Source organism: Candidatus Rickettsiella isopodorum, assembly GCF_001881495.1.
GTDB classification, from domain to species: Bacteria; Pseudomonadota; Gammaproteobacteria; order Diplorickettsiales; family Diplorickettsiaceae; genus Aquirickettsiella; species Aquirickettsiella isopodorum.
Genome location: NZ_LUKY01000033.1, coordinates 533,817 through 557,603, shown reverse-complemented (window position 1 = coordinate 557,603; position 23,787 = coordinate 533,817). Strand labels below are relative to the sequence as shown.

General features: G+C 36.1%; 22 protein-coding genes. 9 read left to right on the top strand and 13 right to left on the bottom strand.

What is annotated here, in order from left to right; translation table 11 throughout:
• The first annotated feature begins 257 nt into the window (after window positions 1–257).
• From A1D18_RS06550 to aqpZ, 3 genes are all read left to right on the top strand, one after another.
• The gene (locus A1D18_RS06550) at window positions 258–1,217 is read left to right on the top strand and encodes a S49 family peptidase (RefSeq protein WP_071662975.1); all 960 of its coding nucleotides are present in this window, start codon (window positions 258–260) and stop codon (window positions 1,215–1,217) included.
• A gap of 96 nt (window positions 1,218–1,313) precedes the next feature.
• Window positions 1,314–1,706, top strand: coding sequence for a type IV pilin protein (locus A1D18_RS06545; RefSeq protein ID WP_071662974.1), 393 nt, complete (start codon window positions 1,314–1,316; stop codon window positions 1,704–1,706).
• 100 nt (window positions 1,707–1,806) lie between these two features.
• Entirely contained in the window at window positions 1,807–2,499 is a 693-nt protein-coding gene (aqpZ, locus tag A1D18_RS06540; protein ID WP_071662973.1) for an aquaporin Z, read from the top strand.
• Between the two features lie 50 nt (window positions 2,500–2,549).
• On the opposite strand, the gene ispH is transcribed toward aqpZ, so the two are convergent.
• From ispH to A1D18_RS06505, 7 genes are all read right to left on the bottom strand, one after another.
• A complete protein-coding gene (gene ispH, locus A1D18_RS06535) occupies window positions 2,550–3,521 on the bottom strand; it encodes a 4-hydroxy-3-methylbut-2-enyl diphosphate reductase (protein WP_071662972.1) in 972 nt (323 codons plus the stop codon).
• 107 nt (window positions 3,522–3,628) lie between these two features.
• Window positions 3,629–4,363, bottom strand: a complete 735-nt coding sequence (locus tag A1D18_RS06530) for an ankyrin repeat domain-containing protein (protein ID WP_071662971.1) — start codon at window positions 4,361–4,363, stop codon at window positions 3,629–3,631.
• A gap of 32 nt (window positions 4,364–4,395) precedes the next feature.
• The gene (locus A1D18_RS06525) at window positions 4,396–4,785 is read right to left on the bottom strand and encodes a response regulator (RefSeq protein WP_071662970.1); all 390 of its coding nucleotides are present in this window, start codon (window positions 4,783–4,785) and stop codon (window positions 4,396–4,398) included.
• 187 nt (window positions 4,786–4,972) lie between these two features.
• A complete protein-coding gene (ubiB, locus tag A1D18_RS06520; RefSeq protein WP_071662969.1) occupies window positions 4,973–6,634 on the bottom strand; it encodes a ubiquinone biosynthesis regulatory protein kinase UbiB in 1,662 nt (553 codons plus the stop codon).
• 5 nt (window positions 6,635–6,639) lie between these two features.
• Window positions 6,640–7,236, bottom strand: coding sequence for a ubiquinone biosynthesis accessory factor UbiJ (locus A1D18_RS06515; protein ID WP_171910829.1), 597 nt, complete (start codon window positions 7,234–7,236; stop codon window positions 6,640–6,642).
• Window positions 7,233–7,979, bottom strand: a complete 747-nt coding sequence (gene ubiE, locus A1D18_RS06510) for a bifunctional demethylmenaquinone methyltransferase/2-methoxy-6-polyprenyl-1,4-benzoquinol methylase UbiE (protein ID WP_071662967.1) — start codon at window positions 7,977–7,979, stop codon at window positions 7,233–7,235. Before ubiE ends, A1D18_RS06515 begins: the two co-directional genes overlap by 4 nt.
• A 205-nt stretch (window positions 7,980–8,184) precedes the next feature.
• Window positions 8,185–8,835, bottom strand: coding sequence for a hypothetical protein (locus tag A1D18_RS06505; RefSeq protein ID WP_245756795.1), 651 nt, complete (start codon window positions 8,833–8,835; stop codon window positions 8,185–8,187).
• A gap of 43 nt (window positions 8,836–8,878) precedes the next feature.
• Here A1D18_RS06505 and typA point away from each other — a divergent pair, with 43 nt between their 5' ends.
• Together typA and A1D18_RS06495 are read left to right on the top strand one after the other, a co-directional pair.
• The gene (typA, locus tag A1D18_RS06500) at window positions 8,879–10,693 is read left to right on the top strand and encodes a translational GTPase TypA (RefSeq protein ID WP_071662965.1); all 1,815 of its coding nucleotides are present in this window, start codon (window positions 8,879–8,881) and stop codon (window positions 10,691–10,693) included.
• Window positions 10,694–10,829: 136 nt separating this feature from the next.
• Entirely contained in the window at window positions 10,830–12,206 is a 1,377-nt protein-coding gene (locus A1D18_RS06495) for a glycine--tRNA ligase (protein ID WP_071662964.1), read from the top strand.
• A gap of 4 nt (window positions 12,207–12,210) precedes the next feature.
• On the opposite strand, the gene A1D18_RS06490 is transcribed toward A1D18_RS06495, so the two are convergent.
• Complete coding sequence (locus A1D18_RS06490; RefSeq protein ID WP_071662963.1) at window positions 12,211–12,903, bottom strand: YggS family pyridoxal phosphate-dependent enzyme; 693 nt, start codon at window positions 12,901–12,903, stop codon at window positions 12,211–12,213.
• Window positions 12,904–12,996: 93 nt separating this feature from the next.
• On the opposite strand from A1D18_RS06490, the gene acnB reads away from it, so the two are divergent.
• On the top strand, window positions 12,997–15,585 hold the full coding sequence (gene acnB, locus A1D18_RS06485) for a bifunctional aconitate hydratase 2/2-methylisocitrate dehydratase (protein WP_071662962.1): 2,589 nt from the start codon (window positions 12,997–12,999) through the stop codon (window positions 15,583–15,585).
• 59 nt (window positions 15,586–15,644) lie between these two features.
• Here acnB and A1D18_RS06480 read toward each other — a convergent pair whose 3' ends face one another.
• Complete coding sequence (locus A1D18_RS06480; protein ID WP_071662961.1) at window positions 15,645–16,361, bottom strand: SDR family NAD(P)-dependent oxidoreductase; 717 nt, start codon at window positions 16,359–16,361, stop codon at window positions 15,645–15,647.
• A gap of 102 nt (window positions 16,362–16,463) precedes the next feature.
• Complete coding sequence (locus A1D18_RS06475) at window positions 16,464–17,339, bottom strand: LysR substrate-binding domain-containing protein (RefSeq protein WP_071662960.1); 876 nt, start codon at window positions 17,337–17,339, stop codon at window positions 16,464–16,466.
• 506 nt (window positions 17,340–17,845) lie between these two features.
• On the opposite strand from A1D18_RS06475, the gene sodC reads away from it, so the two are divergent.
• The 3 genes from sodC to A1D18_RS06460 all read left to right on the top strand — a co-directional run bounded on the left by sodC (window position 17,846) and on the right by A1D18_RS06460 (window position 20,348).
• On the top strand, window positions 17,846–18,346 hold the full coding sequence (gene sodC, locus A1D18_RS06470; protein WP_071662959.1) for a superoxide dismutase family protein: 501 nt from the start codon (window positions 17,846–17,848) through the stop codon (window positions 18,344–18,346).
• Window positions 18,347–18,426: 80 nt separating this feature from the next.
• On the top strand, window positions 18,427–19,830 hold the full coding sequence (locus A1D18_RS06465; RefSeq protein ID WP_071662958.1) for an amidase: 1,404 nt from the start codon (window positions 18,427–18,429) through the stop codon (window positions 19,828–19,830).
• A gap of 62 nt (window positions 19,831–19,892) precedes the next feature.
• A complete protein-coding gene (locus A1D18_RS06460; protein ID WP_071662957.1) occupies window positions 19,893–20,348 on the top strand; it encodes a host attachment protein in 456 nt (151 codons plus the stop codon).
• A gap of 73 nt (window positions 20,349–20,421) precedes the next feature.
• On the opposite strand, the gene glmU is transcribed toward A1D18_RS06460, so the two are convergent.
• The 3 genes from glmU to atpD form a co-directional block, all read right to left on the bottom strand.
• A complete protein-coding gene (gene glmU / locus A1D18_RS06455; protein ID WP_071662956.1) occupies window positions 20,422–21,795 on the bottom strand; it encodes a bifunctional UDP-N-acetylglucosamine diphosphorylase/glucosamine-1-phosphate N-acetyltransferase GlmU in 1,374 nt (457 codons plus the stop codon).
• A 136-nt stretch (window positions 21,796–21,931) separates the two neighbouring features.
• Window positions 21,932–22,354 (bottom strand): F0F1 ATP synthase subunit epsilon, encoded by a 423-nt coding sequence (locus tag A1D18_RS06450; protein WP_071662955.1) that lies wholly within the window; start codon window positions 22,352–22,354, stop codon window positions 21,932–21,934.
• 15 nt (window positions 22,355–22,369) lie between these two features.
• Window positions 22,370–23,776, bottom strand: a complete 1,407-nt coding sequence (gene atpD / locus A1D18_RS06445; protein WP_245756794.1) for a F0F1 ATP synthase subunit beta — start codon at window positions 23,774–23,776, stop codon at window positions 22,370–22,372.
• Between the last annotated feature and the right edge of the window lie 11 nt (window positions 23,777–23,787).

The window sequence follows — 23,787 nt, the reverse complement described above, 5'->3', positions numbered from 1 at the left end:
ATTTCTATCTTATAAATAGTTTAGTCTAATTAGAAAAAATCAAGTTAATTTTGTTAAGAAAATGCATTTTCATCAAATTTTAAACAATCAAATATAAAGTAAACTCTGTAAAAAAATTGCGCTAGTTCGGATAAGGACATAAAGACTTGCTTTACCGCTAAAATTTTTTATTTTTCGCAAATATGTCCCCGATAATAAAAAAGAGGTAAACTAAACGCACTTATATTCTTATTTCAAAAATTTAACTAGGGGTTTATATGACAGAAGAATTATTAAGTGATCCAGCTTGGCAACGCAAAACCCTAGAGAAATTACTTTTTGATACCTTGAAAGAGCAACGTCGTAAAAGACGCTGGAATATTTTCTTTAAATTCTTCTTTTTTATAATTCTTCTAGGTCTTTTGTTTGCTTTATGGCCAACGACTACGAATCTCCCCACCGCCTCAAAAGCAAAAGCTCATATCGGACTCGTTGATATTCGAGGCGTCATTGATGACAATTCAACAGCAAGTGCTGATAATGTCATTGAAGGATTGCAAAACGCTTTTGAAGATAAGAATACCCTTACAGTGATTTTACGTATTAATAGTCCAGGCGGCAGCCCAGTTCAAGCCGCACAAATCTACAATGAAATAAGATATCTACGTCATCAATACCCTAAGACTAAATTGTATTCCGTTTGTGATGATCTTTGTGCATCTGCAGCTTACTATATAGCCTCTGCTAGTGACGATATCTATGCTAATCCCGCCAGCTTAGTCGGTTCGATTGGCGTTTTAATGGACGGATTTGGTTTTGTTGGTACCATGAAAAAAGTCGGTGTTGAGCGCCGCTTATTAACTGCTGGAGACCACAAAGGCTTTTTAGATCCTTTCTCGCCTGAAAAAATTGAAGAAAAACTCATTGCTGAACGCATGCTTGCAAATGTTCATCAACAATTTATTAATGCGGTTAAACAAGGCCGCGGAAACCGCATTAAAGATAACCCTCAGTTATTTTCTGGTTTAGCCTGGACTGGCGAAGAGGCATTATCGTTAGGCCTTATAGATGGCTTTGGAGATTTAAATAGTTTATCTCAAGACTTAATTAAGAATAAAAATATCGTCGACTACACAGTCAAACCTGGTTTATTGCAGCAACTGTCTGATCGTATAGGCGCTTCATTCGCGCAACAACTCAGTACTAATCTCGGTATTTTACCTCATGGTTTTCGCTAGCAAAAAATAAGAATAAGAATTTTTATAAATTACTTTATAAATTCCTGATTATGTTTTATTTTTATTATAAAAAAGTAAAATAATGGAAGTTTATATATGGAAAACACTGAACAGGGATTTAGTTTATTTGAATTGCTTATCGTCTTGGTTATAATCAGTATTTTAGCCGCGATCTCCTATCCAATTTACACTCATGCTTTGAAAAAAACTCGTCGTACTGAAGCGAAAATTGCTTTAATCAATCTTGCCCAGCATATGGAAATTTATTACCTTGCAAATAATAATAGTTACGAGGGTGCGAATTTTAGCAGGCTACATTTAAAAGACATCACTGAAAGAAATTTTTATCAATTAGCTCTAAAAAGTACTACTAGCACTTATCAACTGTCAGCGAAAGCTAAATTTTCTGACTCAGAATGTGATCTTTTCATGCTTAATCAATTAGGAGAAAAAACTAATGCTGGCAACGGTTCAAATCTATGCTGGTAATTGAGATTAAATTTTAAAGTTTATTAATTTATAAATCCGTTACATTGTTAAAAAATGTTTTCTACTACTATACTTCTTCTGATTTTCAAGGAGATTCAATATGCTAAGGAAGTTATTAGCGGAATTCTTAGGCACTTTTTTGCTAGTATTAGGTGGATGTGGCAGTGCTGTATTAGCTGCTAAATTTCCTGTAATAGGTGTAGGATTTTTGGGCGTAGCTTTTGCTTTTGGTTTAAGTTTGCTAACCATGTGTTGTGTATTTGCTCCTATCTCTGGCTGTCATTTAAATCCTGCTGTTTCTATAGGTCTTTGGGCTGCGGGTAGATTTAGCATTAAAGAGGTTCCTAGTTACATTATTGCTCAAGTAATAGGAGGCATACTGGCGACAACTGTTTTATTCCTGATTGCAAGTGGACAACATGGATTTGATTTACAAAATGGCTTTGCTAGCAATGGGTATGGGCTACACTCGCCAGGTCATTATTCCTTAGCGGCTTGTTTTATATGTGAAGTAACCATGACCTTTTTATTTTTGCTTGTTATTGCAGGCGTCACCAATCCACAATTACCTAGTCCTTTTGCTCCTTTAGCCATTGGTTTAGCCTTAACATTAGTCCATTTAATTAGCATTCCAGTTACAAATACTTCAGTTAATCCCGCCAGAAGCACAGGCCCAGCGTTATTTGTAGGAGGATGGGCTATCCATCAGCTTTGGTTATTTTGGCTTGCTCCTCTAATCGGTGGAATAATTGGCGGAAGCTTATTTAGATACATTTGGGAAAATAAAAAATAGTCCGCTTTATATCAATAAAAAAACAAACTCTTAAATAAATTTATTTAAAATTAGTTTAGTGTTTCAGTTTCGATTGCTAAAGGAATTCTTAATTCCCGTGGTAAGGCGAAAGCAACATTTTCCTTTATACCCATTAATTCTGAAACCAAACAATCTCGCCAATTAGGAAATGTTTTTATATAGGTTACAACATCTTGTACTAAAAATTCCGGTGCAGATGCGCCTGCAGTAATACCAATAGATTCTTTCTCAATTAACCAGCTCGTTGGAATATCTTCAGCAGAATCAATTAAATAGGCAGGTTTCCCTAAACGTTCTGCCAATTCTTTCAATCGATTAGAATTCGAGCTATTAACGGATCCTAAAACTAATACCATATCACATTGCTTTGCTAATTCTTTAACAGCGAATTGGCGGTTTTGTGTTGCGTAACAAATATCTTCCTTCTTAGGGGTAGTAATCTTTGGGAAGCGTTGCTTCAGAGCTTGTATAATTGATTTAGTATCATCAAGAGATAGCGTAGTTTGTGTAACATAACTCAATAAAAGAGGATTTTTAACTTTTAACAAAGCGACATCCCGAATATTTTCTACTAAATAGATTCCTCCGTCAGGATTATCATAGTGCCCTAAGCTTCCTTCTACTTCGGGATGATCAGCATGGCCGATCAAAACACATTCCTGGCCCAAGCGATTATAACGTGCTACCTCTATATGCACCTTAGTCACTAAAGGACAAGTCGCATCAAAAATTCTTAAATTACGTTGCTTTGCGGCTTCGCGCACCACTTGAGAAACTCCGTGAGCGCTAAAAATAGCCGTGGAACCTCGGGGGATTTCATTGATGTGCTCAACAAAGATTACTCCTTTTTGCTGTAATTCTGCAACTACAATTCGATTGTGTACTACCTCATGACGCACATAGATAGGCTCACCAAATAGATTTAATGCTCGCTTGACAATTTCTATAGCGCGGTCAACGCCGGCACAAAAACCTCGAGGATTAGCTAAAACGATTCTCATAGCACAGCTCTTAGAAGGAGTATACATTTTAGAGATGCGCAAAAAAATTGCAAGCTTTATGCAAGAAATGAGCCCAAAACAATAACAGTATTCAATTTTTTGTAAAATTAGCGATGGGAAACGTCCCTAATACTTCTATTGTTCACATTATTATTAGAAAGCCTTTCAACAACAAAAGTAGTTATCGTTTTATAAAAAAGAGATTTGTTTAAATCCTTAGGTTTATTCCTAATTTCTTCAGACCATCGCTTATCAAGTATAGCCTTAGATATAGAGTTCGCTGGAACACCCTTAAATAAGTTAAGCTGATTATTTAATAAGTCTTTAAACTCCTTAATCGTGCTACAGCGTCGAGCTGCAATGATTAGTAGGTTGGCTCTTCGAGTATGCTTAGCTGAAAAACGAATAAAGATGTTCCTATCAAGGTAATTTTTTCGTAAATACTGTATAAAGCCATTAGCAAGTCGATCCAGTTCTTGTTTCTCTTGAGAACCTACTTTAATAGATTTCTGGAATTGAAGTATATTTTTTACCGAATTTTTTTGGACTACAAATTTAGTAATTTCTTTTGCTACTTTAGCTTGATTACAAGCATAAGCATCTTGTAAAGCTGTTCGTTTTTTTTTATTCGAACTAATTATCGCACCCTTGTTTAATAAGTTAATCACCAAATCTTTATGTCCTCTTTTTGCGGCATAATGTAAAGGAGTATCACCATCTTCATCTTGAGCATCAATATTTAGTTTTTTTTTATTTAACCAATACTCAAATAATTGAACATCACCGATATTTGCCAAGGTAAATAACGAATTATTTTCCCAATTGAAATTAGAGCTAATCATTTTTCTCTCTCCTTTTAATTACTTATAAACAACTATAGTAATTGTTTTTTTATTTTTTTCAACAATGCGAAAAGTAATTCTTTGGAAATAGGTTTATAAAAAAAATCATAGACACCTTGCGCTATGGCTTCACACCTTTCTTCCTTACTTGCTTCACCAGAAAATAACACTAAAGGAATTTCTAATGCATTTCTTTTCATTTGTGTTAATAACTGTAAACCATGAAGTTTTGGCATAACTCTATCGCTTAAAACAACAAAAAATTTATCGGGATCTTGTAGTAGATAATTCTGAGCGAGTTGGCTATCTTTACAAGCTATATAGGAATATTGAGCTTCATCTAAATATTGAGTTAATATTTTTAGAAACAATTCGTCGTCATCCACCAGTAGTATCTGTTTCGGATTCGGTTTTATTATCACTTGATTTTACGTTATATAACTTTAAGAAAAAAAAATTAATACACTTATTCCATAAAAAATATAGATCCTTGAAAATAATTCCTAAATATTTAGGGCCAAATAATAGTAAAGCAATTATAAAAATAATAAGGCCCGATATTAGATTTAATCCATAAAATCCCATAAACACTCCGTGTTTAAAATAAAATTAATTTAATTTTCGTAAATTAATCATCGCACCTAAAAATAAACCCAAACCTCCTAAACCTAAAATCCATACATAGATAGATGCTACCTGCGCAACATCCTTAGCACTGAGATCTAACAAAGCCCAAACGATACAAGCAGTGGCTATACCCAAACCTATAAACCAAAAAGATCGTTTACTTATTTGTTTCTTTTCTTTTTCTTTGGTGCAATGCAAACATTTGGACTGCTTTTTATGGCGCAATTCAAGCATTACTTGATATATTAAATCTGGAAATTCAGGAAATTTTTCTGCCCAATAGGGTGCATATTCCCGAATTTTTCGAAAAAAAACCCGTGGCCCTACTTGTTTACGCAACCAGTGCTCTAAAAAAGGCTTGGCCGTATTCCATAAATCCAAATCTGGATACAATTGCCTACCTAAGCCTTCAACGTTAAACAGCGTTTTTTGTAATAGTATTAATTGCGGTTGTACTTCCATATTAAATCGTCTAGCCGTTTGAAATAATCGTAAAAGCAACTGTCCAAAAGAAATTTCTTTTAAAGGTCTTTCAAAAATAGGTTCGCATACAGTACGAATTGCGGCTTCAAATTCATTAATTCTTGTATTTTCTGCAACCCAACCTGATTCAACATGCAATTGTGCGACGCGACGATAATCTCTATTAAAAAAAGCCATCAAATTTTCTGCAAGATAACGTTGATCATCTGGGCTTAAACTACCCATAATTCCGAAATCAACGCCTAAATACTGAGGATTTTCCTTATTTTTAGATGAAACAAAAATATTCCCTGGATGCATATCAGCATGAAAAAAGCAATCACGAAAAACTTGCGTAAAGAAAATTTCAACGCCTCTTTCAGCTAATTTTTTTAAATTGATTCCTTGTTTTTTTAAAGTCGCAATATCAGAGATTGAAATACCATAAATGCGCTCCATGACTAAGACTTTATGAAACGTATACGGCCAATGCACTTGTGGAATATAAAGCAAATCAGAATTAGAAAAATTACGACGCAGCTGAGAGGCGTTAGCTCCTTCACGTAATAAATCTAATTCATTTTTTAAACACGCTTCAAATTCTGCTACAATTTCACGGGGTCTAAGTTGCTTAGCAGGTCGCCAATAACGTAAAGTTAAGTCCGCTAAAGCATATAATAAATCAATATCTCGACTAATTCTTTTATAAATTCCTGGTCGTAAAACTTTAACGACTACTTCTTGACCTGTTGTCAATAACTTAGCGGCGTGAACCTGAGCAATCGAAGCAGATGCCAAAGGATTAACGTTAAATTCAGAAAATGCCTCAATAATAGGCTTTTTAATATGGGCTTCTATAATAGATTTTGCTTCCTCTCCAGGAAAAGGAGGCACTTGATCTTGGAGTTTAGCTAATTCATCCGCTATATCAATAGGAATAAAATCCCGACGTGTCGATAAAGCTTGACCAAATTTAACGAAAATTGGTCCTAAATCTTCTAACGCAAGACGAATTCTTTCTCCTCTAGGCATTTTTTTATTAACCCTTCGATAAGGATTTAAATAAACAAAAAAACGTAAGGGGCGAAATAAATGTAGAGAGAAGACTAATTCATCAAGACTATAACGAAAAAGAATAAAACTGATCTGCATTAAACGAACTAAACGAGATATTGATTTCATCAACTCTACCTTTTTTCCAACATTTTTATCCGAGCTTCTAATCGGGCACAATCGTTACGTAGTTCATCAATATCGGAAAAAAAAAGCTGTAATTCTTCATCTGATACTAACCAATTCATTTCTGTCTGGACATAGTTGGTCAAATTTTCTCCTAAATTTTCTATGTTTTGTCTAGTCCAACAACGTATTATTTTAAGCATTTGTATCATTGGGTAAGCTGTAACATCACCCAATAACTTTGATAATTGTTCTTCATAATCAATTTCTAGATTTGAAAAAAACTCTTTAAACTGTTTTCCAAACTCCATATCGCCTAAAACTTGCAGAGGGATATCTGTAAGCGCTTTATCTTTTTTTATAAAAGCCACACGTAAAAAATCAAACGTTGAACCGCGTAATATTAAATCCGTAGGTCCGTTATAATCTTTACTTAAATAAATTGAATCAGATTTAAAAAGCCAATAATAGGTTAAAGGGGCCCATTCTACCTTTATTACTTTACCTGATAATTTACGCAAATGCGCTTTAGACTCAGGATCAAGATTAAGATAGCGATTAAGTATCACTTCTTGAGCGGATAATATTATATTGGAGGTAATCAAAATTTCCACGCTCTATGTAATGCAACTATTCCCCCACTGAGATTATAGTATTCACACTCATCAAATCCTGCCGCTAGAATAAGATTCTGAAGTGTCTTTTGGTCTGGATGACGGCGTATGGATTCAACCAAATAACGATAGCTTGCTTCATCATTAGCAATCCACTCCCCTAACTTAGGTAAAAAGTCGAAAGAATAACGATGATATAAAGTTTGTAAAAAACCCAGTATGGGTTTAGAAAATTCTAGAACGAGTAATCGTCCACCGGGTTTTAAAACCTGATACATTGATTGTAGTGCCGTTTCCTTATTCGTTACATTACGTAATCCAAAAGCGATACTTAAACAATCAAAGCTAGCCTCAGTAAAGGGTAAATATTCTGCATTAGCTTGGATGACATTTATTTCTGTAAGACCTAAATTCAGAAGCCGATCTCGGCCTATATTTAACATCGAAGCATTTATATCTAACAAAATAGCCTTACCTTGGGGTCCTATTTGTTTAATAAATGCCTTTACCAAATCACCCGTGCCTCCTGCCACATCAAGTACACTATCCCCGCGACGAAGTTGAGCTAATTGCACGGCAAATTTTTTCCATAAACGATGCAGGCCAAATGACATCAGATCATTCATAAGGTCATATTTGTCAGCTACTGACTGAAAAACCTCGGCCACCCGGCTATTTTTTTCATTAACCGGGATAGTTTGGTAGCCAAAATCTGTAGTTAAGGTTTCATTCATTTTAATACTGGGAAAAAAGCTGGCATTAGATTCATTATTTTAGTTAATCTATCTTAACTAGCTAGTTTGTTTTCGGCAAGAAAATGACTTTTTTAATAATTCAGAAATCCAGACTAAGATCCGCTAATCTACAAAAATGATTGTTCTTAATTCAATTAGAAAAACTATCAACGCTTTATGAATTCAATAATCAACACTATTGAGACTAATGTTTTAGAAGTGATTCAGTAAAAGCTCCAGGGTAGGATATATGTCTACGTAAAACCGCTAAAGCATGCTGACTTTTAACATCAGTCCATAATTCAACAGCTTGTAAAGGGGTTAATTCATTAATTGGATCGCTGAGGCCACGAATTGCATGCAAGATTTCCATCAAACTAATAAAATCATAACTTAACGCACTATAAAGAGAAGCAGAACCTGCTTTCGACAAACTAGCCACTTGGATATAGGCTGTTTGACCTAATTCAATAAAATATTTAATTTTGACCCGTTTTTTTTCGGCCTGCTCTGGAAAAAAACCAGCAAATAGTAAGCATTTATCTCCTACCTCACGCAAACACTCTCGTTGTCTTGCATATTTTTCAGTCATTCCGGTTAGAAATTCTTTCGCTAAAATGGAATTCGCGATATCAGGACGTTGATTATAATAGCCTAATAAAAAAACCAAATAACTCTCTAGTTCATTATTTAACCTCAGATTACTACTCGATTCTGCGTCCTTCACTAAAGACTGCCATTGAGCTGTCGTAGTTGGTTGCAATAAAAGCACTCCCATGATAAAACCTCTCAATATTAATTGCCTTTCTATCAGTGTAGGACACGCTAGCAGAAATGCCTTGCTTTGCGTTATCATGCACTCTTTTTGAACACTCTAATTTCTAACTTCTTAAACTATCATGATCCAAAATATACGTAATATCGCCATAATTGCCCATGTTGATCACGGGAAAACCACACTCGTAGATAAATTGTTACAACAATCTGGGACTCTCTCAAGTCGAGCGGCTCCAGTGGAGCGTATTATGGATAGTAACGATCTGGAACGTGAACGAGGCATTACTATACTTGCCAAAAACACTTCCATAGAATGGCATGGTTATCGGATTAATATTGTCGATACGCCCGGGCATGCTGACTTTGGTGGCGAAGTCGAACGTATCTTGTCTATGGTAGATTCGGTTTTACTACTCGTCGACGCAGTGGATGGCCCAATGCCACAAACACGATTCGTTACCCAAAAAGCCTTTGCTAAAGGTTTAAAACCCATCGTTGTCGTTAATAAAATTGACCGGCCCAGCGCTAGGCCTGATTGGGTGATTAATCAGGTGTTTGATCTATTTGATCGATTGGGTGCTACCGAAGAACAACTTGATTTCCCTATTATCTATGCTTCGGCTTTACAAGGTTATGCAACATTGGACCTTAAAAACCCAAGTTCCGATCTGGCTCCTTTATTTGAAACGATTATTAATAAAGTCGCACCACCCGCAGTTAACCCCCAAGGTCCCTTTCAAATGCAAATTACCACCTTGGACTATTCTAGTTATGTAGGCACTATTGGTATTGGTCGTATTCAGAGAGGATGCGCTAAAGCGAATATGCCTGTTGTTTTAATAGACAGAGAAGGAAAAACTCGATCGGCTCGTATATTACAAATTTTAGGCTATCGAGGCTTGGAACGTATCGAAATCGATCAAGCTGAAGCCGGTGATATCATCGCCGTCACAGGTATTGATACGTTGAACATCTCTGACACTTTATGTGACCCTAACTTGGTAGAGGCCTTACCGGCTTTAACAGTTGATGAGCCGACAATGAGTATGACCTTCCAAGTCAATAACTCACCTTTTTCAGGGAAAGATGGAAAATTTGTTACTAGTAGACAAATCAGAGAACGCCTCGACAAAGAACTACTTCATAATGTTGCACTTAAAGTTGAAGACACTGAAGACCCTAACCGATTTCGCGTTTCAGGTAGAGGAGAATTACATTTATCGATATTAATTGAAACGATGCGTCGCGAAGGATATGAGCTAGGTGTCTCTCGTCCTGAAGTTATTTTAAAAGAAATCGATGGTGAAATAAAAGAGCCCTATGAAAACTTGACTGTGGATCTGGAAGAACAACATCAAGGTAACATTATGGAAAAATTAGGTAGCCGACGTGGAGATCTAGTCGATATGGTATCCGATGGAAAAGGGCGTATCCGGTTGGATTACAAGATACCCACTCGTGCGTTAATTGGTTTTCGTACCGAGTTTTTAACCGCTACTTCTGGTTTAGGACTAATGCACCATGTTTTTGATCATTATGGTCCAGTAAAAAAAGGAACCCTTGCTAACAGAGCCAATGGTGTCATGATCTCCAATCAAGTGGGTAAAGCGACTGGATTTTCCTTATTCAATTTACAAGAACGAGGTAAACTATTAATTGGTCCTCAAACGGATGTCTATGAAGGGATGATCGTAGGTATTCATTCGCGTGATAACGACTTAGTTGTTAATGTCGTGAAAGGAAAGCAGCTCACGAACGTCCGAGCCTCAGGCTCTGATGAGAACATCATTTTGACGCCTCCAATAACCTTCTCATTAGAACAAGCATTAGAATTTATCGCTGATGATGAATTATTAGAAGTCACTCCGCATTATTTACGTTTACGTAAAAAGTTTTTGAAAGAGCATGAACGTAAACGTTCGGGGCGGGATGTTTAAAAAATCAGTTTTATGCTGATTTAGTTCGTTGCTTATCCTAAATTTTGTCGCTGTCTTTATGAAAACCTGTTGTATAATTCTTGGTATGAAAATTTATTAGACCTCTTTTCAAAACCCAAGCTTTGGAAATTATACTATGGTGGCGCAAAATCTAGAAGAAATCGTATCTTTATGCAAACGCAGAGGATTCATTTTCCCTAATGCTGAAATTTATGGGGGGCTACAAGGAATCTATGATTATGGCCCCTTAGGTGTCGAATTAAAAAATAACTTGAAAACTGCCTGGTGGAAATCCAATGTTTATGAACGTGATGATATCTATGGATTAGACTCTGCCATTTTAACCCATAGAAAAATTTTTTATTATTCAGGTCATGAAAGTACGTTTGCAGATTTACTTGTCGATTGCAAACAATGCAAAAAACGTTGGCGCTTGGATCATCTTATAGACGGTAAATGCGAAGCCTGTGGTTCAACCAATCTTACTGAGCCAAGAGCTTTTAATATGATGTTTAAAACCACCATGGGGCCTGTAGAAGACCTCGATGCTTTTGCCTATTTACGCCCTGAAACTGCTCAAGGAATATTTACTAATTTTAAAAATATTATGGACACTATGTCCCCTAAGCTTCCTTTTGGTATAGCGCAAGTTGGTAAAGCATTTAGAAACGAAATAACACCACGTAATTTTATTTTTAGAGTCAGAGAATTTGAACAGCTTGAAATTGAATTTTTTGTTAAGCCTGGTGAAGATGAAAAATGGCATCAATATTGGGTGGAATCTCGTTTAGTATGGTGGAAAAATCAAGGATTAAATACCGAAAGATTAAAATTGTTAACGCAAAGCACATCCGAATTGGCTCATTATGCAAAAGCAACAGTTGATATACTCTATAAATTTCCTCATGGCTTTGAAGAATTAGAAGGAATCTCTAATCGTACCGATTATGATTTAGGTTCGCACACACAAGGTCAAAATGAATTAACTATCCATGCCAAAGTATCTGTTAACAAGGAAAGCATTGCTAAACTATCCGTTCAGGATCCTCCTGGCTCGCATTTTATACCTTACGTAATTGAGCCCTCTGCAGGTTTAGATCGAGGTGTGCTCGCGATACTTACAGAAGCTTACGAAGAAGAAACTCTAAAAGATGATAAAAAACGTTTAGTATTGAAAATAAGACCCCATCTAGCGCCCGTCAAAGTCGCTATTATCCCTTTGAAACGCAATGATAGTTTGTTGGTAGAAAAAGCAAAAACTCTGAAGAGTTCCATACAAGCTTTAGGATTAGGTCGAATTGCCTATGAAGATACTGGAAATATTGGAAAAAGCTATCGACGTCATGATGAAATAGGAACTCCGTTGTGTATTACAGTTGATTTTGACACGATAAATAAAAGTGAAAATTCTCAAAATCATGATACGATCACTGTGCGTGATCGCGATACGATGCAACAAACACGTATCCACTTATCTCACCTAGAAGAATATATAAAAAATTACTTTTTATAACATTTTATAATTTTCTTTTTCCAAAAATTGCTGTGCCTAGTCGAATATGCGTTGCACCTTCTGCAATAGCTGCTTCAAAATCCTCTGACATACCCATCGATAAAGTATCTAGTTGCAAACCTAATGCTTGTAATTTTATTAAGATTAAACGTAAAGCCTTAAAACTTTTACGCTGGCAAGAGAATTCTTTTTCAGGTTTTGGAATTGCCATTAAGCCACGTAAATTGAGATAGGGAAGCTTATCAACTGATTTTGCTAAATAGACCAGATGTTCTAAATATACCCCTGCTTTGCTTACCTCTTTCTGTAAATTAACTTGGATACAAACATTAAGTGGCGTCGAACTTGCCTCTTTTCGATACTCATTCAATTTTACCGCCATTCTTAAGTCCGCCAGACTGTGTATCCAAGAAAAATTATTAGCGATAAATTTTGCTTTATTTGCTTGCATTCTACCTATAAAATGCCATTCTAGCTTTAAATTCTGAAGACATAGAATTTTTTCCGTAGCTTCCTGAACGTAGCTTTCACCAAAAGTAAACTGCCCAGCAGTAATTGCTGCCCTTATAGCCTCGACATTTTGGGTCTTGCTAACAGCAATTAATTGCACTGAACCGGGGCTTCGTCCAAAACGACATTCTGCATTTCTTATCTTTTGTCTAAGCTGAAAAAGTCGGTTAAAAATGTCATTTTTCATATTTTCTGGAGAGCGCTTAATAAGTGCTTTACTTACTTATGATAATTTAAAAGAGTATAATAATCCTATTATCAAACAATAAGTGAGGTCATTGTGTCTGCATCACCATCCCGTTTTTTAGCAACTTATCGAGAACATAGTCAGCAACGTGCTGATCTCGGTATTCCGCCTCTTCCGCTTGATGCAACACAGGTTACAGCGTGTATTGAATTAATTCAAAATCCCGCTTTTTCACAGGAAGCAGCTTTTCTAGTCAAGTTATTAGCTGAGCATGTTGCACCTGGAGTCGATCCTGCCGCCTATGTTAAAGCCGCTTTTCTTGCTGCCTTAGCAAAAGGTGAAGTTAATTCTCCTTTTATAACTCCAATGCTCGCCATAGAGCTATTAGGTAGTATGTTAGGTGGCTATAATGTTCCTATTCTAATTGAATTACTCGATCGACAACATGACATCGCTCAAATAGCAGCAAAACAACTTTCACATACCTTATTAATGTTTGATGCCTATCATGATGTCATAGCTAAAGCTAAAAAAGGTAACCACTATGCCCATCAAGTTGTGGAAGCTTGGGCAAATGCGGAATGGTTTCTTACTAAGCCAAAAGTGCCGAATAAGCTTACTTTATCTGTTTTTAAAGTTTCTGGAGAGATCAATACCGATGATCTTTCTCCCGCAACTGAAGCCTGGAGTCGCCCTGATATCCCTTTACACAGCTTAGTTATGTTTCGTAATCGTATGCCGGATGCTTTACAAGTCATTAAGCAGCTAAAAACTAAAGGTCATCCTATCGCATTTGTTGGAGATGTTGTGGGTACCGGTTCATCGCGAAAATCCGCTATCAACTCCTTATTATGGCATATCGGCCATGGGATCCCTTTTGTCCCTAATAAAAACCGGGGTGGCGTTATTTTAGGTGGAAAAATTGCCCCTATTTTCCGTACAACAGCTGAAGACTCTGGTGCGTTCCCTATCGAAGTGGATGTAAGTCAGCTTCACATGGGAAATATTATCCACATCTATCCTTACGAGGGACGAATTGAGAATGAGCAAGGTCAAGAAATGGTTCATTTCACACCAAACTTCACACTCATGGATGCCGTACGTGCAGGTGGCAGAATTCCTTTAATTATTGGTCGATCATTGACCGATAAGGTACGAGCTACATTGTCTTATCCCTTTTCCCAGGAATTTAACCGTCCCGAAATTATTCCTCAAAATGGAAAGGGATTTACCTTAGCCCAAAAAATAGTAGGTAAAGCCTGTGGATTGCCTGGTGTTAGTCCTGGAACATACTGCGAGCCAAAAATGGCAACCGTAGGTTCACAAGATACTACAGGACCCATGACCAGAGATGAACTAAAAGAGCTTGCATGTCTTGGATTTTCTGCAGACCTAGTCATGCAAAGTTTTTGCCACACCGCAGCTTATCCAAAACCTGTTGATATAGAAACACAACATAACTTGCCAGATTTTTTCTCTTCACGCGGCGGGGTTGTATTAAGGCCCGGCGATGGAATTATCCATTCTTGGCTTAATCGAATGCTACTACCCGATACGGTAGGTACCGGGGGCGATTCCCATACGCGTTTTCCTATCGGTATTAGTTTCCCTGGTGGCTCAGGTATCGTTGCTTTTGCAGCCGCTATGGGTGTGATGCCGTTAACCATGCCAGAGTCAATATTAGTTAGGTTTACTGGCGAAATACAACCTACCATCACATTACGTGATTTAGTCAACGCAATCCCCTATATCGCCTTACAACGCGGCTTACTCACTCTAGATAGCAAAAATAAAAAAAATATCTTTTCAGGTCGTGTGTTAGAAATTGAAGGTTTACCCAATCTTAAAATTGAACAAGCTTTTGAACTTGCTGATGCATCTGCGGAACGCTCTGCAAACGGTTGTACTGTTCGCTTAAATAAAGAACCGATCATTGAATATTTAAACTCTAATATTTCTCTTCTAAAGTGGATGATCAGTAATGGTTATCACGATATTCGTAGTTTACAGCGTCGAATTGAAGCAATGGAAACTTGGTTAGCAGAACCTACATTATTAGAGCCAGATGTTGATGCAAACTATGCAGAAATCATCGAAATTGATCTGAATCAGATCAAAGAACCTTTATTAGCTTGTCCTAATGATCCAGACAATATCAAGCCTTTATCTGCTGTAGCACAAACTAAGGTCGATGAAGTATTCATAGGTTCCTGCATGACTAATATTGGTCATTATCGTGCCGCTGGAAGTTTATTAAAGAATTTTAACAACCGATTACCCACCGTATTATGGATAGCACCTCCAACCAAAATGGATGCCCATCAATTAATGCAAGAAGGTTATTACTCAACCTATAGCATCGTAGGCGCACGAACGGAAATGCCCGGATGTTCATTGTGTATGGGTAATCAAGCTCGTGTACGTGATGGTGCTACTGTCGTTTCTACCTCAACTCGAAACTTTCCTAATCGTATGGGAAAAGATGCTAATGTTTTTTTAGCTTCTGCTGAGTTATCTGCGATAACAGCAATTCTTGGTTATATCCCTAACTTAGATGAATATAGAGAAAAAATGAAATTTATTGACACTATGAGTGAAAACTTATATCGCTATTTGAATTTTGATCAAATGCTAGACTATCAAAATGTTTCCAAACAAATTGACCAGTTAATTGCCACTTAAGTCATTGAAATAATCTTAATCTGGTCTTGGATTTTAAATTGAATACTATTTTTTTTATATTATATACTTAGGCACTTAAAAATTTTTTCTGGTATGAAGCGAATAATTAACATTATAATCCGCCAAACTCCAGGAATGTACACGCTCTCCCGACCCTTATCTAACGCCCGTATAATTTTTATCGCTGTTTTTTTTGGATTAGCTGCTAAATAAAGTGGATACTTTCCCCCGAAAACCATTTTGGTATCAATTAACCCTAACTTGATTGTTAATACTTGTATTTTAGAAGGGTAAAAATAATTACGTAACCCTTGTAAATAAGTAGTCAACCCTGCTTTGCTAGCACCATAAACATAATTAGGTTTCCGTCCTCGATCTCCTGCTACAGAACTTAATCCAATAATAAAGCCTTTTTTTTGAATAGTTAGATATTTAACATAAAGCTCAAAAAAGGAAATAGGACCGGTAAAATTAGCAGCCATCACTTTTTGATAGTCTAATTTATCAATCAAACCTACCGCCATTAGGACACCATCAATTGAACCCATTTTATCGATAAGCGTTTCAAAAAAATTCGCATGCGAATGAAGTTGTGTAATGTCAAAAAAAGCATAATTAACATCAATACTATATCGGATTCTAAGATCGACAGCTATACGTTCTAGCTCCGGAATATCCCGACTTGCAAGGAAAAGTTTACATTGTCTTGAAGCAAAAATTTCGCTACATGCCCTTGCTATGGAAGAAGTAGCACCTAAAATTAAAATTGATTGCATAAAAATGCTTACACCTAATCAACCACCTGTAACTCTACTTTATACTAAACACAAAAATTAACTAGCGCTATTTACAACTAAGGATAAATTAACCGTTCGACATCAGGTATTCGCTTTTTTTAAAAACTCAGAAATTATAGTAGATTGATATTTTTCCTTATGAATCAAAATATAGAACTCTCTACTTAGGGTTAAAAATGGAGTTTTTAGTTCTATTAAGGTATTATTTTTTAAAGAATCTTCAACAACAAATCGAGAAAGACAGCTTATCCCTAAACCTGCTTGAGTTGCCTGTTTAAGCGCATCTGTATCATCTAATTCTAAAAAAGGTCGGATTTTTCCACCAATTTTTTCTTCTAATTTTTCGCGGATACTAGAATTTTGTTTTCGGAGTAACCAACGTGCGTTCGCGATATCTGATAGTGTCAATTTCTTTTTTTTACTCAAAGGATATTTTGGAGCAGCAATGATGACTAATTCATCTTTTTTCCAAGGATAAGTATGAACTTTATCTGAAAAACAATTAGCCTCTATTAAAGCAACATCAACATTAAATGTGAGTAATCTAGATAATATGGCTTTAGTAGTTGCTATTTTTAGATTGATTTGAATATTTTTATGCGTATAAGTAAGTTCAGAAATAAGCTTTGGTAATAGATAATTACCGATGGTCTTACTCGCTCCTATGATTAACTGGCCAGATAAATTATCCTTTTTATTTTCCATCATCATATCTTTAAGCTCTGAAATTTGTGATATGACGCTGCTGGCTTTAGGTAACAAAACTCTCCCTCGTTCATTCAAAAATAATTGTTTGCCATGTCTATCAAATATAGATCCTTCTAATTGTTCTTCTAATGTAGCAAGAGCCATACTACATGCTGACTGAGAGAGATACATTTTCTTTGCAGCGTGACTTACGTTTCCTGTCTTAGCAATTGCGACAAAAACTTCGAGTTGTTTTAGAGTAATACGCATAGCAATTTTAAATTATCATTACTTAAATACCATATTTTTTAATTTAATTTTACATAATAAAAAATTAGTTAAAATATAAAACTATAATACCGGATAAGTAACTCTATGACTATTATCATTATGAAAAATATCTACCTCATGCAATGTAATTGCATGTCTAGTATATAAATCATTTTTTGTAATTATTAATACAAACAATTTTTCTCATTGCATCATAAGCTACCTAAGTAAAAAACCTATGCTTTATTATCTAAATTTTCAATAGAATTTGATTTTGATATAAAAAATAAATTTATACTTAGGTTCAAAAAAAATAAGAAAAATATAATGAGTTATTAAATGTTATTTTTTTGTAATGTAAAATAATTTTTTTATAACTCGCTTGGGTTATGTGAAGAAGATGTCAAAATAAAATTGAATACACTGCATAACATCTTAAAATAACCAAATAATATTTTAATTAAGCTATGCTATACTTAGCACGATAGAGTTGAGGGATATCTGTAATGTTTAAATTACTTAAATTTTCGGTTGCCAGCATCTGCTTACTAATCTGCAATAGTGTCCTTGCTGATATCTCCATACCTATGTATCTTATCTCTCAACAAGGCTTGGGGCAATCTATAGGCACTGTAATTGCCTCAGAAAAACCTTATGGTGTTTTATTGACACCCAATCTACATAATCTTCCACCCGGTTTACATGGTTTTCATATCCATCAAAACCCCTCTTGTCTAGATAACGGCATGGCGGCAGGCGATCACTTTGATCCTTTTCATTCTAGCAAGCATTTAGGTCCTTATGGAAAAGGTCATTTAGGCGATCTCCCTGTTTTAGACGTTGATAATAATGGCAACGCGACATTACCAATTCTAGCTCCTCGATTACGTTTAAATGAACTTAAAAACCATTCTTTAATAATTCATGCCGATAGTGACAATTATTCGGATATTCCTACTAAATTAGGAGGAGGTGGTGCACGTATAGCCTGTGGCATTATAAAATAGGACTCTAATAAATAACCACTTTTTATTCTAAACAGAATTTTCTTCTAACTTGATACACAATAATTTATATTAATCATTCCATGACCTCAGATCTTTACTTTTTATCCGCAAGAAAATTAGCCACGCTAATTAAAGAAAAAAAAATTTCCTGTGTTGAGCTTATCCAAACGCATTTAGATCGCATCCAACAGGTTAATCCTAAGCTTAACGCACTTGTTCAACTAGCAGAGCCAGAAATTGTATTAGAAAAAGCTTGCATAGCGGATGAAAAATTAGCTAAAAATCAAATTCTCGGTCCTTTACATGGTTTACCTATTACTATCAAAGATTGTTGTAAAGTCAGCGATTTTATTATTAGCAAAGGAAGTAATGGTTACAATTTTCTCCCTAAAGAAGATGCCACTGCTGTCGCTAGATTAAAAGCTGCTGGCGGAATTATTTTAGGTATAAGTAATGTTCCCGAATTCAATATTGCCTATGAAACAGATAATGATCGCTACGGCAAAACTTTAAATCCTTATGATTTAAATCGCACTCCTGGGGGAAGTAGTGGCGGAGAAGCCGCTATTATCGCCGCGGGTGGCTCAGTACTAGGTTTGGGTTCGGATGGAGCAGGAAGTATACGTCAACCTGCTCATAATACAGGCATTGTAGGTTTAAAACCCACTCGCGGGTTAATCCCTAATTCAGGTAATGTTCCCTCAGATGGTAGGGGTTTATTACGGCCATTAACCACTTATGGTCCTATGGCGCGGTTTGTGGATGATATCGTATTATCTCTACCCTTATTAACGGGTCCAGATAATGCTGATCCAGATGTCGTACCTATTTCAATCCGCACCCCTTTCATCAACTGTAAAAATTTACGAATTGTTTTTTATTCAGATAATGGCATTGCTTCACCTGATAAAGCAACCCTACAAACGATTAATCAAGTAGTGCATGTTTTACAAGGTGAGGTACGACAAATTGAGTATCAATGCCCACCACACTTAAAAGAACTTTATACTCTTATTACAGAGACATTTATTTTGGGTGGAGATAAGGGTTTAGGATTTAAAAATTTACTTAACCATTTGGGTATTAATAAACCTTCTTATCTGGTGAAAGAATTTTTAGCGATTGCGCGTCAATGTGAGTTTTCTATTACTGAATTACATCAACGTTTACGTCGCATTGATCAATTACGTATTTCCTTAGAAAAATTCTTTTTTCCATATGATGTCATTATATGTCCCGTAGCAGCGACTCCTGCAAAATTACATGGTCATTCATTTATCGAAGGTCATGATTTTAGTTATCTTAATATTTACAATTTAACAGGCTGGCCAGTCTTAACCGTACGGTGTGGTTTTTCCGCGGAAGGTTTACCCATCGGGATACAGATCGTTGCTAAGCCATGGCATGACGACATAACGCTCATGATTGGGCAAAAATTAGAAACCTTACTAGGCGGATGGCAGAAACCCATTTTATTCCCCTAAAATCTACAAAGAGCATAGTCTTGAACCCTGCTATACTTTAAAAACATACTTAAGGGGGTTAAATGATTTGGATTATTAGCTTAAATAGTAGTTTAGGTCATATTTATTCTTATGAGCCCAAAGATCACAGATTGATTTTATTAAAGAGTCTAGAAAACCCTAATGCTAAACTAAAAGAAAGCGATTTAGTTTCTGATAGACCTGGTCATTATCAAACGATGCATTCTGCAAAAGGAGCCTATGAAGCACCCAGCAGCCCACATGAAGTAGAACTCGATCATTTTACTAAAATCTTGGCTAATTTTTTAAAAAAAGGACTAGATAATCATCAATACAAACAACTTATTTTATGTTCTGCACCTCATGTCGGTGGCGTTTTACTTAGCAATCTTGATAAACAAGTAACACAAGCATTATTAATTAATATCAAGAAAAACTTTGTTGAAGAAAATGAGTCTGTTCTTATCAATTATCTAAAAGAAAATTGGTGGGATATCGTTCGCTCCAATAAAATTTAATCGCTAAGCTGAAAAAAACTCCTATAGGAAAGTTGAGCTTCTATCTAGGAAGAGTAAACTTTGAAAATTATGATTAAGTTTCTTTTTTTCGCGGACGTTTCCAATTTGAAAGGGTTTTTACCTCAGCCCTGTTTAAAGTTAACTTTCCGGCGGGAACATCCTTATTTAAGGTAGAGCCAGCCCCTATTGTTGCTCCTTTCTGTATTCGTATGGGTGCTATTAAGGCCGTATTAGAACCAACAAACACATCATCTTCTATTTGGGTTTGATTTTTGACTGCTCCATCATAATTACACGTAATGGTACCCGCACCGATATTGACATTTTTGCCAATATTTGCATCCCCGATGTAACTTAAATGATTAATTTTAGTTTCTTGTTCTATCTGACTTTTTTTAACTTCAACAAAATTTCCTATATGAACATTATTTTTGAGAACCGACCCAGGACGAATACGTGCAAAAGGACCAATAATACAATTATCTCCAATGATTGCATCTTCAATTAATGAATAAGGTTTAATTTCAACATTTTTCCCGATTTTGACATCTTTTAAGATGGAGTGTGAGCCTACAGAGCTACTAGCACCTATCGAATTTTCTCCTTCCAAAATAACATTTACGTCGATAATCACGTCTTTTTCAACGGTTAATTGTCCGCGCAAGTCAAATCTCTGCGGATCGCGTAATGTAACTCCTGCTAACATAAGTTTTTCAGCTGCCTGTTGCTGAAAATAACGTTCAAGCTTTGCTAGTTGTACACGATCATTAACTCCTTGCATTTCTCCATCAATATCTGAAGATACTGTTACTATTTCTATCTTTTCCTCTACAGCCATTGTAATAATATCCGTCAAGTAATATTCACCTTGTGCATTCATTTTTTTTATTTTAGGAAGCCAACGTTTTAGCAGTTTTACAGGTATATAAAAAATACCACTATTTACTTCTTGTATTTTTTTTTGCTCTGAACTAGCATCTTTTTCTTCAACAATTTGAACAACCTTTCCTTCTTGATCCCGTAAAATACGCCCTAAACCAAAAGGTTGTTGTGTCGTTAATGTAATTAAACCAATTTGATGGGTTTCAGTGGTATAAATTAATTTTTGTAAAGTAGCTAAACTCACTAATGGGGTATCGCCTAGTAAAATAAGCGTACGACTCTCATCTTGTTTAATCTCTGGAATAGCTTGAGCGACTGCATGTCCAGTACCTAACAATTCCGTTTGTTTTACCCAATTAACTGATAAATGCCCTAAACACTGGGGTACTTGACCGCCACCATTTCCATAAACCACATAAACAGCATGAGGTTGCAAACCTTTAATTGTTTCAACAATATATTGTAATAAAGGTTTACCCGCTAATTTATGCAATACTTTAGGTAAAGTAGAATGCATACGCTTTCCATGGCCAGCAGCTAAAATGATGACATCAAGTAATTTCATATTTTTAAACTAGCCTATTTCAAAACATAATTTTGCATTAGATTATTAACTCAATCTTTTGTATTTTATCTCACTTTTATTTAAAGAAGTTTTCTCGTATTTATGTAGTTCTTGCTAAACTTAAGAGAACTATATTTTACCGGGGTTTCTTCTTTAATTTCGATATGGCTTGTAATTGGGCAACTGCTTGAGCTAATTCTGCTGTTGCTTTTGCGTAATCGATATCAGCTTGTTTGTCATTTAATATCCGCTCTGCCCGTTCTTTAGCTTCTAATGCAGCCAATTCATCTAAATCGGCAGCTCGTATAGCCGTATCGGCTAAAATACTCACGAGTTGTGGCTGCACTTCTAAAATACCGCCAGAAATGTAAAGTATTTCATCTTCCCCATCTGGTTTTATAATACGGACTGGTCCTGGTTTTAATGCTGTTAATAATTGTGTATGACCAGGATAAATACCGAGTTCGCCTAATAAACCTGTCGCCACTAAATGAGTAGCTTCACCTGAAAAAATCGCATCTTCTGCGCTCACAATCTCAATCGGCATGGTTTTAGTCATGATATTTCTCTAAGCTTACAAAGCTTTTGCTTTAACATCTACTTCATCTATACTTCCAACCATATAAAACGCTTGCTCAGGCAGATCATCAAACTCGCCATTCAAAATAGCTTTAAAGCCACGAATTGTTTCTTTAAGGCTGACATATTTACCAGGAGACCCCGTAAATATTTCAGCAACAAAGAAAGGCTGAGATAAAAACCGTTGTATCTTTCTGGCACGCATAACAATCAATTTATCTTGCTCTGATAATTCATCCATACCTAAAATAGCAATAATATCTTTCAATTCTTTATAACGCTGTAAAGTTTTTTGTACCGCTCGTGCAACGTCATAATGTTCTTGGCCAACAATCAACGGATCAAGCTGACGGCTATTAGAATCTAACGGATCTATCGCCGGATAAATACCAAGCTCAGCAATTTGTCGGGACAATACAACGGTTGCATCGAGATGTGCAAAAGTAGTTGCTGGTGAAGGATCAGTCAGATCATCTGCTGGAACGTAAACCGCTTGGATAGAAGTAATAGAACCCGTTTTAGTTGAAGTAATACGTTCTTGTAAGGCACCCATTTCTGCAGCCAGAGTAGGTTGATATCCCACAGCAGAAGGCATACGCCCTAGTAATGCAGATACTTCAACACCCGCTAATGTATAACGGTAGATATTATCGATAAATAATAATACGTCTCGACCTTCATCCCTAAAATATTCAGCTACTGTCAAACCTGTTAAAGCAACTCGCAAACGGTTACCGGGTGGTTCATTCATTTGTCCATAGACTAATGAGACTTTATCTAAAACATTAGATTCTTTCATCTCATGATAAAAATCATTACCCTCCCGTGTTCGCTCACCCACTCCTGCAAATACCGAGTAACCACTGTGCTCAATCGCGATATTACGTATTAGTTCCATCATATTAACGGTTTTACCTACTCCAGCACCGCCGAATAAACCTACTTTTCCACCTTTAGCAAAAGGACAAAGTAAATCAATCACTTTAATTCCTGTTTCTAATAATTGTTCATTAGCCGCTTGTTCTGAAAAAGTAGGTGGTTTGCGATGAATGGGTAAACGGATTTTCTCATTAATAGGGCCCGCTTCATCGATAGGCCTACCTAATACATCCATGATTCTACCTAAAGTCTGTTTTCCGACAGGCACACTAATAGGCGCTCCGGTATTAGTTACTTTTGTCCCTCGCTGCAAACCATCACTCGTACCCATTGCGATAGTACGTACAATACCATCACCTAACTGTTGTTGGACCTCTAGCACTAAATCATGGTCATAAACCGTTAAGGCATCATAAACTTTCGGAACTTCTCCTCTTGGGAATTCAACGTCGATAACGGCGCCGATAATTTCGACTATATGTCCGATGGGGTTAATTGGCTTTATCATAACGTTACTCTTCATTATTTATTCAT

What these genes read in the sequence shown, in the direction of transcription:
- A1D18_RS06480 (WP_071662961.1), bottom strand. Translation starts at nt 16,361, where the DNA reads ATGCAATCAATTTTAATTTTAGGTGCTACTTCTTCCATAGCAAGGGCA.
- sodC (WP_071662959.1), top strand. Translation starts at nt 17,846, where the DNA reads ATGTTTAAATTACTTAAATTTTCGGTTGCCAGCATCTGCTTACTAATC.
- atpD (WP_245756794.1), bottom strand. Translation starts at nt 23,776, where the DNA reads ATGAAGAGTAACGTTATGATAAAGCCAATTAACCCCATCGGACATATA.
- A1D18_RS06495 (WP_071662964.1), top strand. Translation starts at nt 10,830, where the DNA reads ATGGTGGCGCAAAATCTAGAAGAAATCGTATCTTTATGCAAACGCAGA.
- typA (WP_071662965.1), top strand. Translation starts at nt 8,879, where the DNA reads ATGATCCAAAATATACGTAATATCGCCATAATTGCCCATGTTGATCAC.
- aqpZ (WP_071662973.1), top strand. Translation starts at nt 1,807, where the DNA reads ATGCTAAGGAAGTTATTAGCGGAATTCTTAGGCACTTTTTTGCTAGTA.
- A1D18_RS06505 (WP_245756795.1), bottom strand. Translation starts at nt 8,835, where the DNA reads ATGATAACGCAAAGCAAGGCATTTCTGCTAGCGTGTCCTACACTGATA.
- A1D18_RS06460 (WP_071662957.1), top strand. Translation starts at nt 19,893, where the DNA reads ATGATTTGGATTATTAGCTTAAATAGTAGTTTAGGTCATATTTATTCT.
- ubiB (WP_071662969.1), bottom strand. Translation starts at nt 6,634, where the DNA reads ATGAAATCAATATCTCGTTTAGTTCGTTTAATGCAGATCAGTTTTATT.
- A1D18_RS06450 (WP_071662955.1), bottom strand. Translation starts at nt 22,354, where the DNA reads ATGACTAAAACCATGCCGATTGAGATTGTGAGCGCAGAAGATGCGATT.
- A1D18_RS06475 (WP_071662960.1), bottom strand. Translation starts at nt 17,339, where the DNA reads ATGCGTATTACTCTAAAACAACTCGAAGTTTTTGTCGCAATTGCTAAG.
- ubiE (WP_071662967.1), bottom strand. Translation starts at nt 7,979, where the DNA reads ATGAATGAAACCTTAACTACAGATTTTGGCTACCAAACTATCCCGGTT.
- A1D18_RS06550 (WP_071662975.1), top strand. Translation starts at nt 258, where the DNA reads ATGACAGAAGAATTATTAAGTGATCCAGCTTGGCAACGCAAAACCCTA.
- A1D18_RS06490 (WP_071662963.1), bottom strand. Translation starts at nt 12,903, where the DNA reads ATGAAAAATGACATTTTTAACCGACTTTTTCAGCTTAGACAAAAGATA.
- A1D18_RS06545 (WP_071662974.1), top strand. Translation starts at nt 1,314, where the DNA reads ATGGAAAACACTGAACAGGGATTTAGTTTATTTGAATTGCTTATCGTC.
- A1D18_RS06465 (WP_071662958.1), top strand. Translation starts at nt 18,427, where the DNA reads ATGACCTCAGATCTTTACTTTTTATCCGCAAGAAAATTAGCCACGCTA.
- A1D18_RS06530 (WP_071662971.1), bottom strand. Translation starts at nt 4,363, where the DNA reads ATGATTAGCTCTAATTTCAATTGGGAAAATAATTCGTTATTTACCTTG.
- ispH (WP_071662972.1), bottom strand. Translation starts at nt 3,521, where the DNA reads ATGAGAATCGTTTTAGCTAATCCTCGAGGTTTTTGTGCCGGCGTTGAC.
- glmU (WP_071662956.1), bottom strand. Translation starts at nt 21,795, where the DNA reads ATGAAATTACTTGATGTCATCATTTTAGCTGCTGGCCATGGAAAGCGT.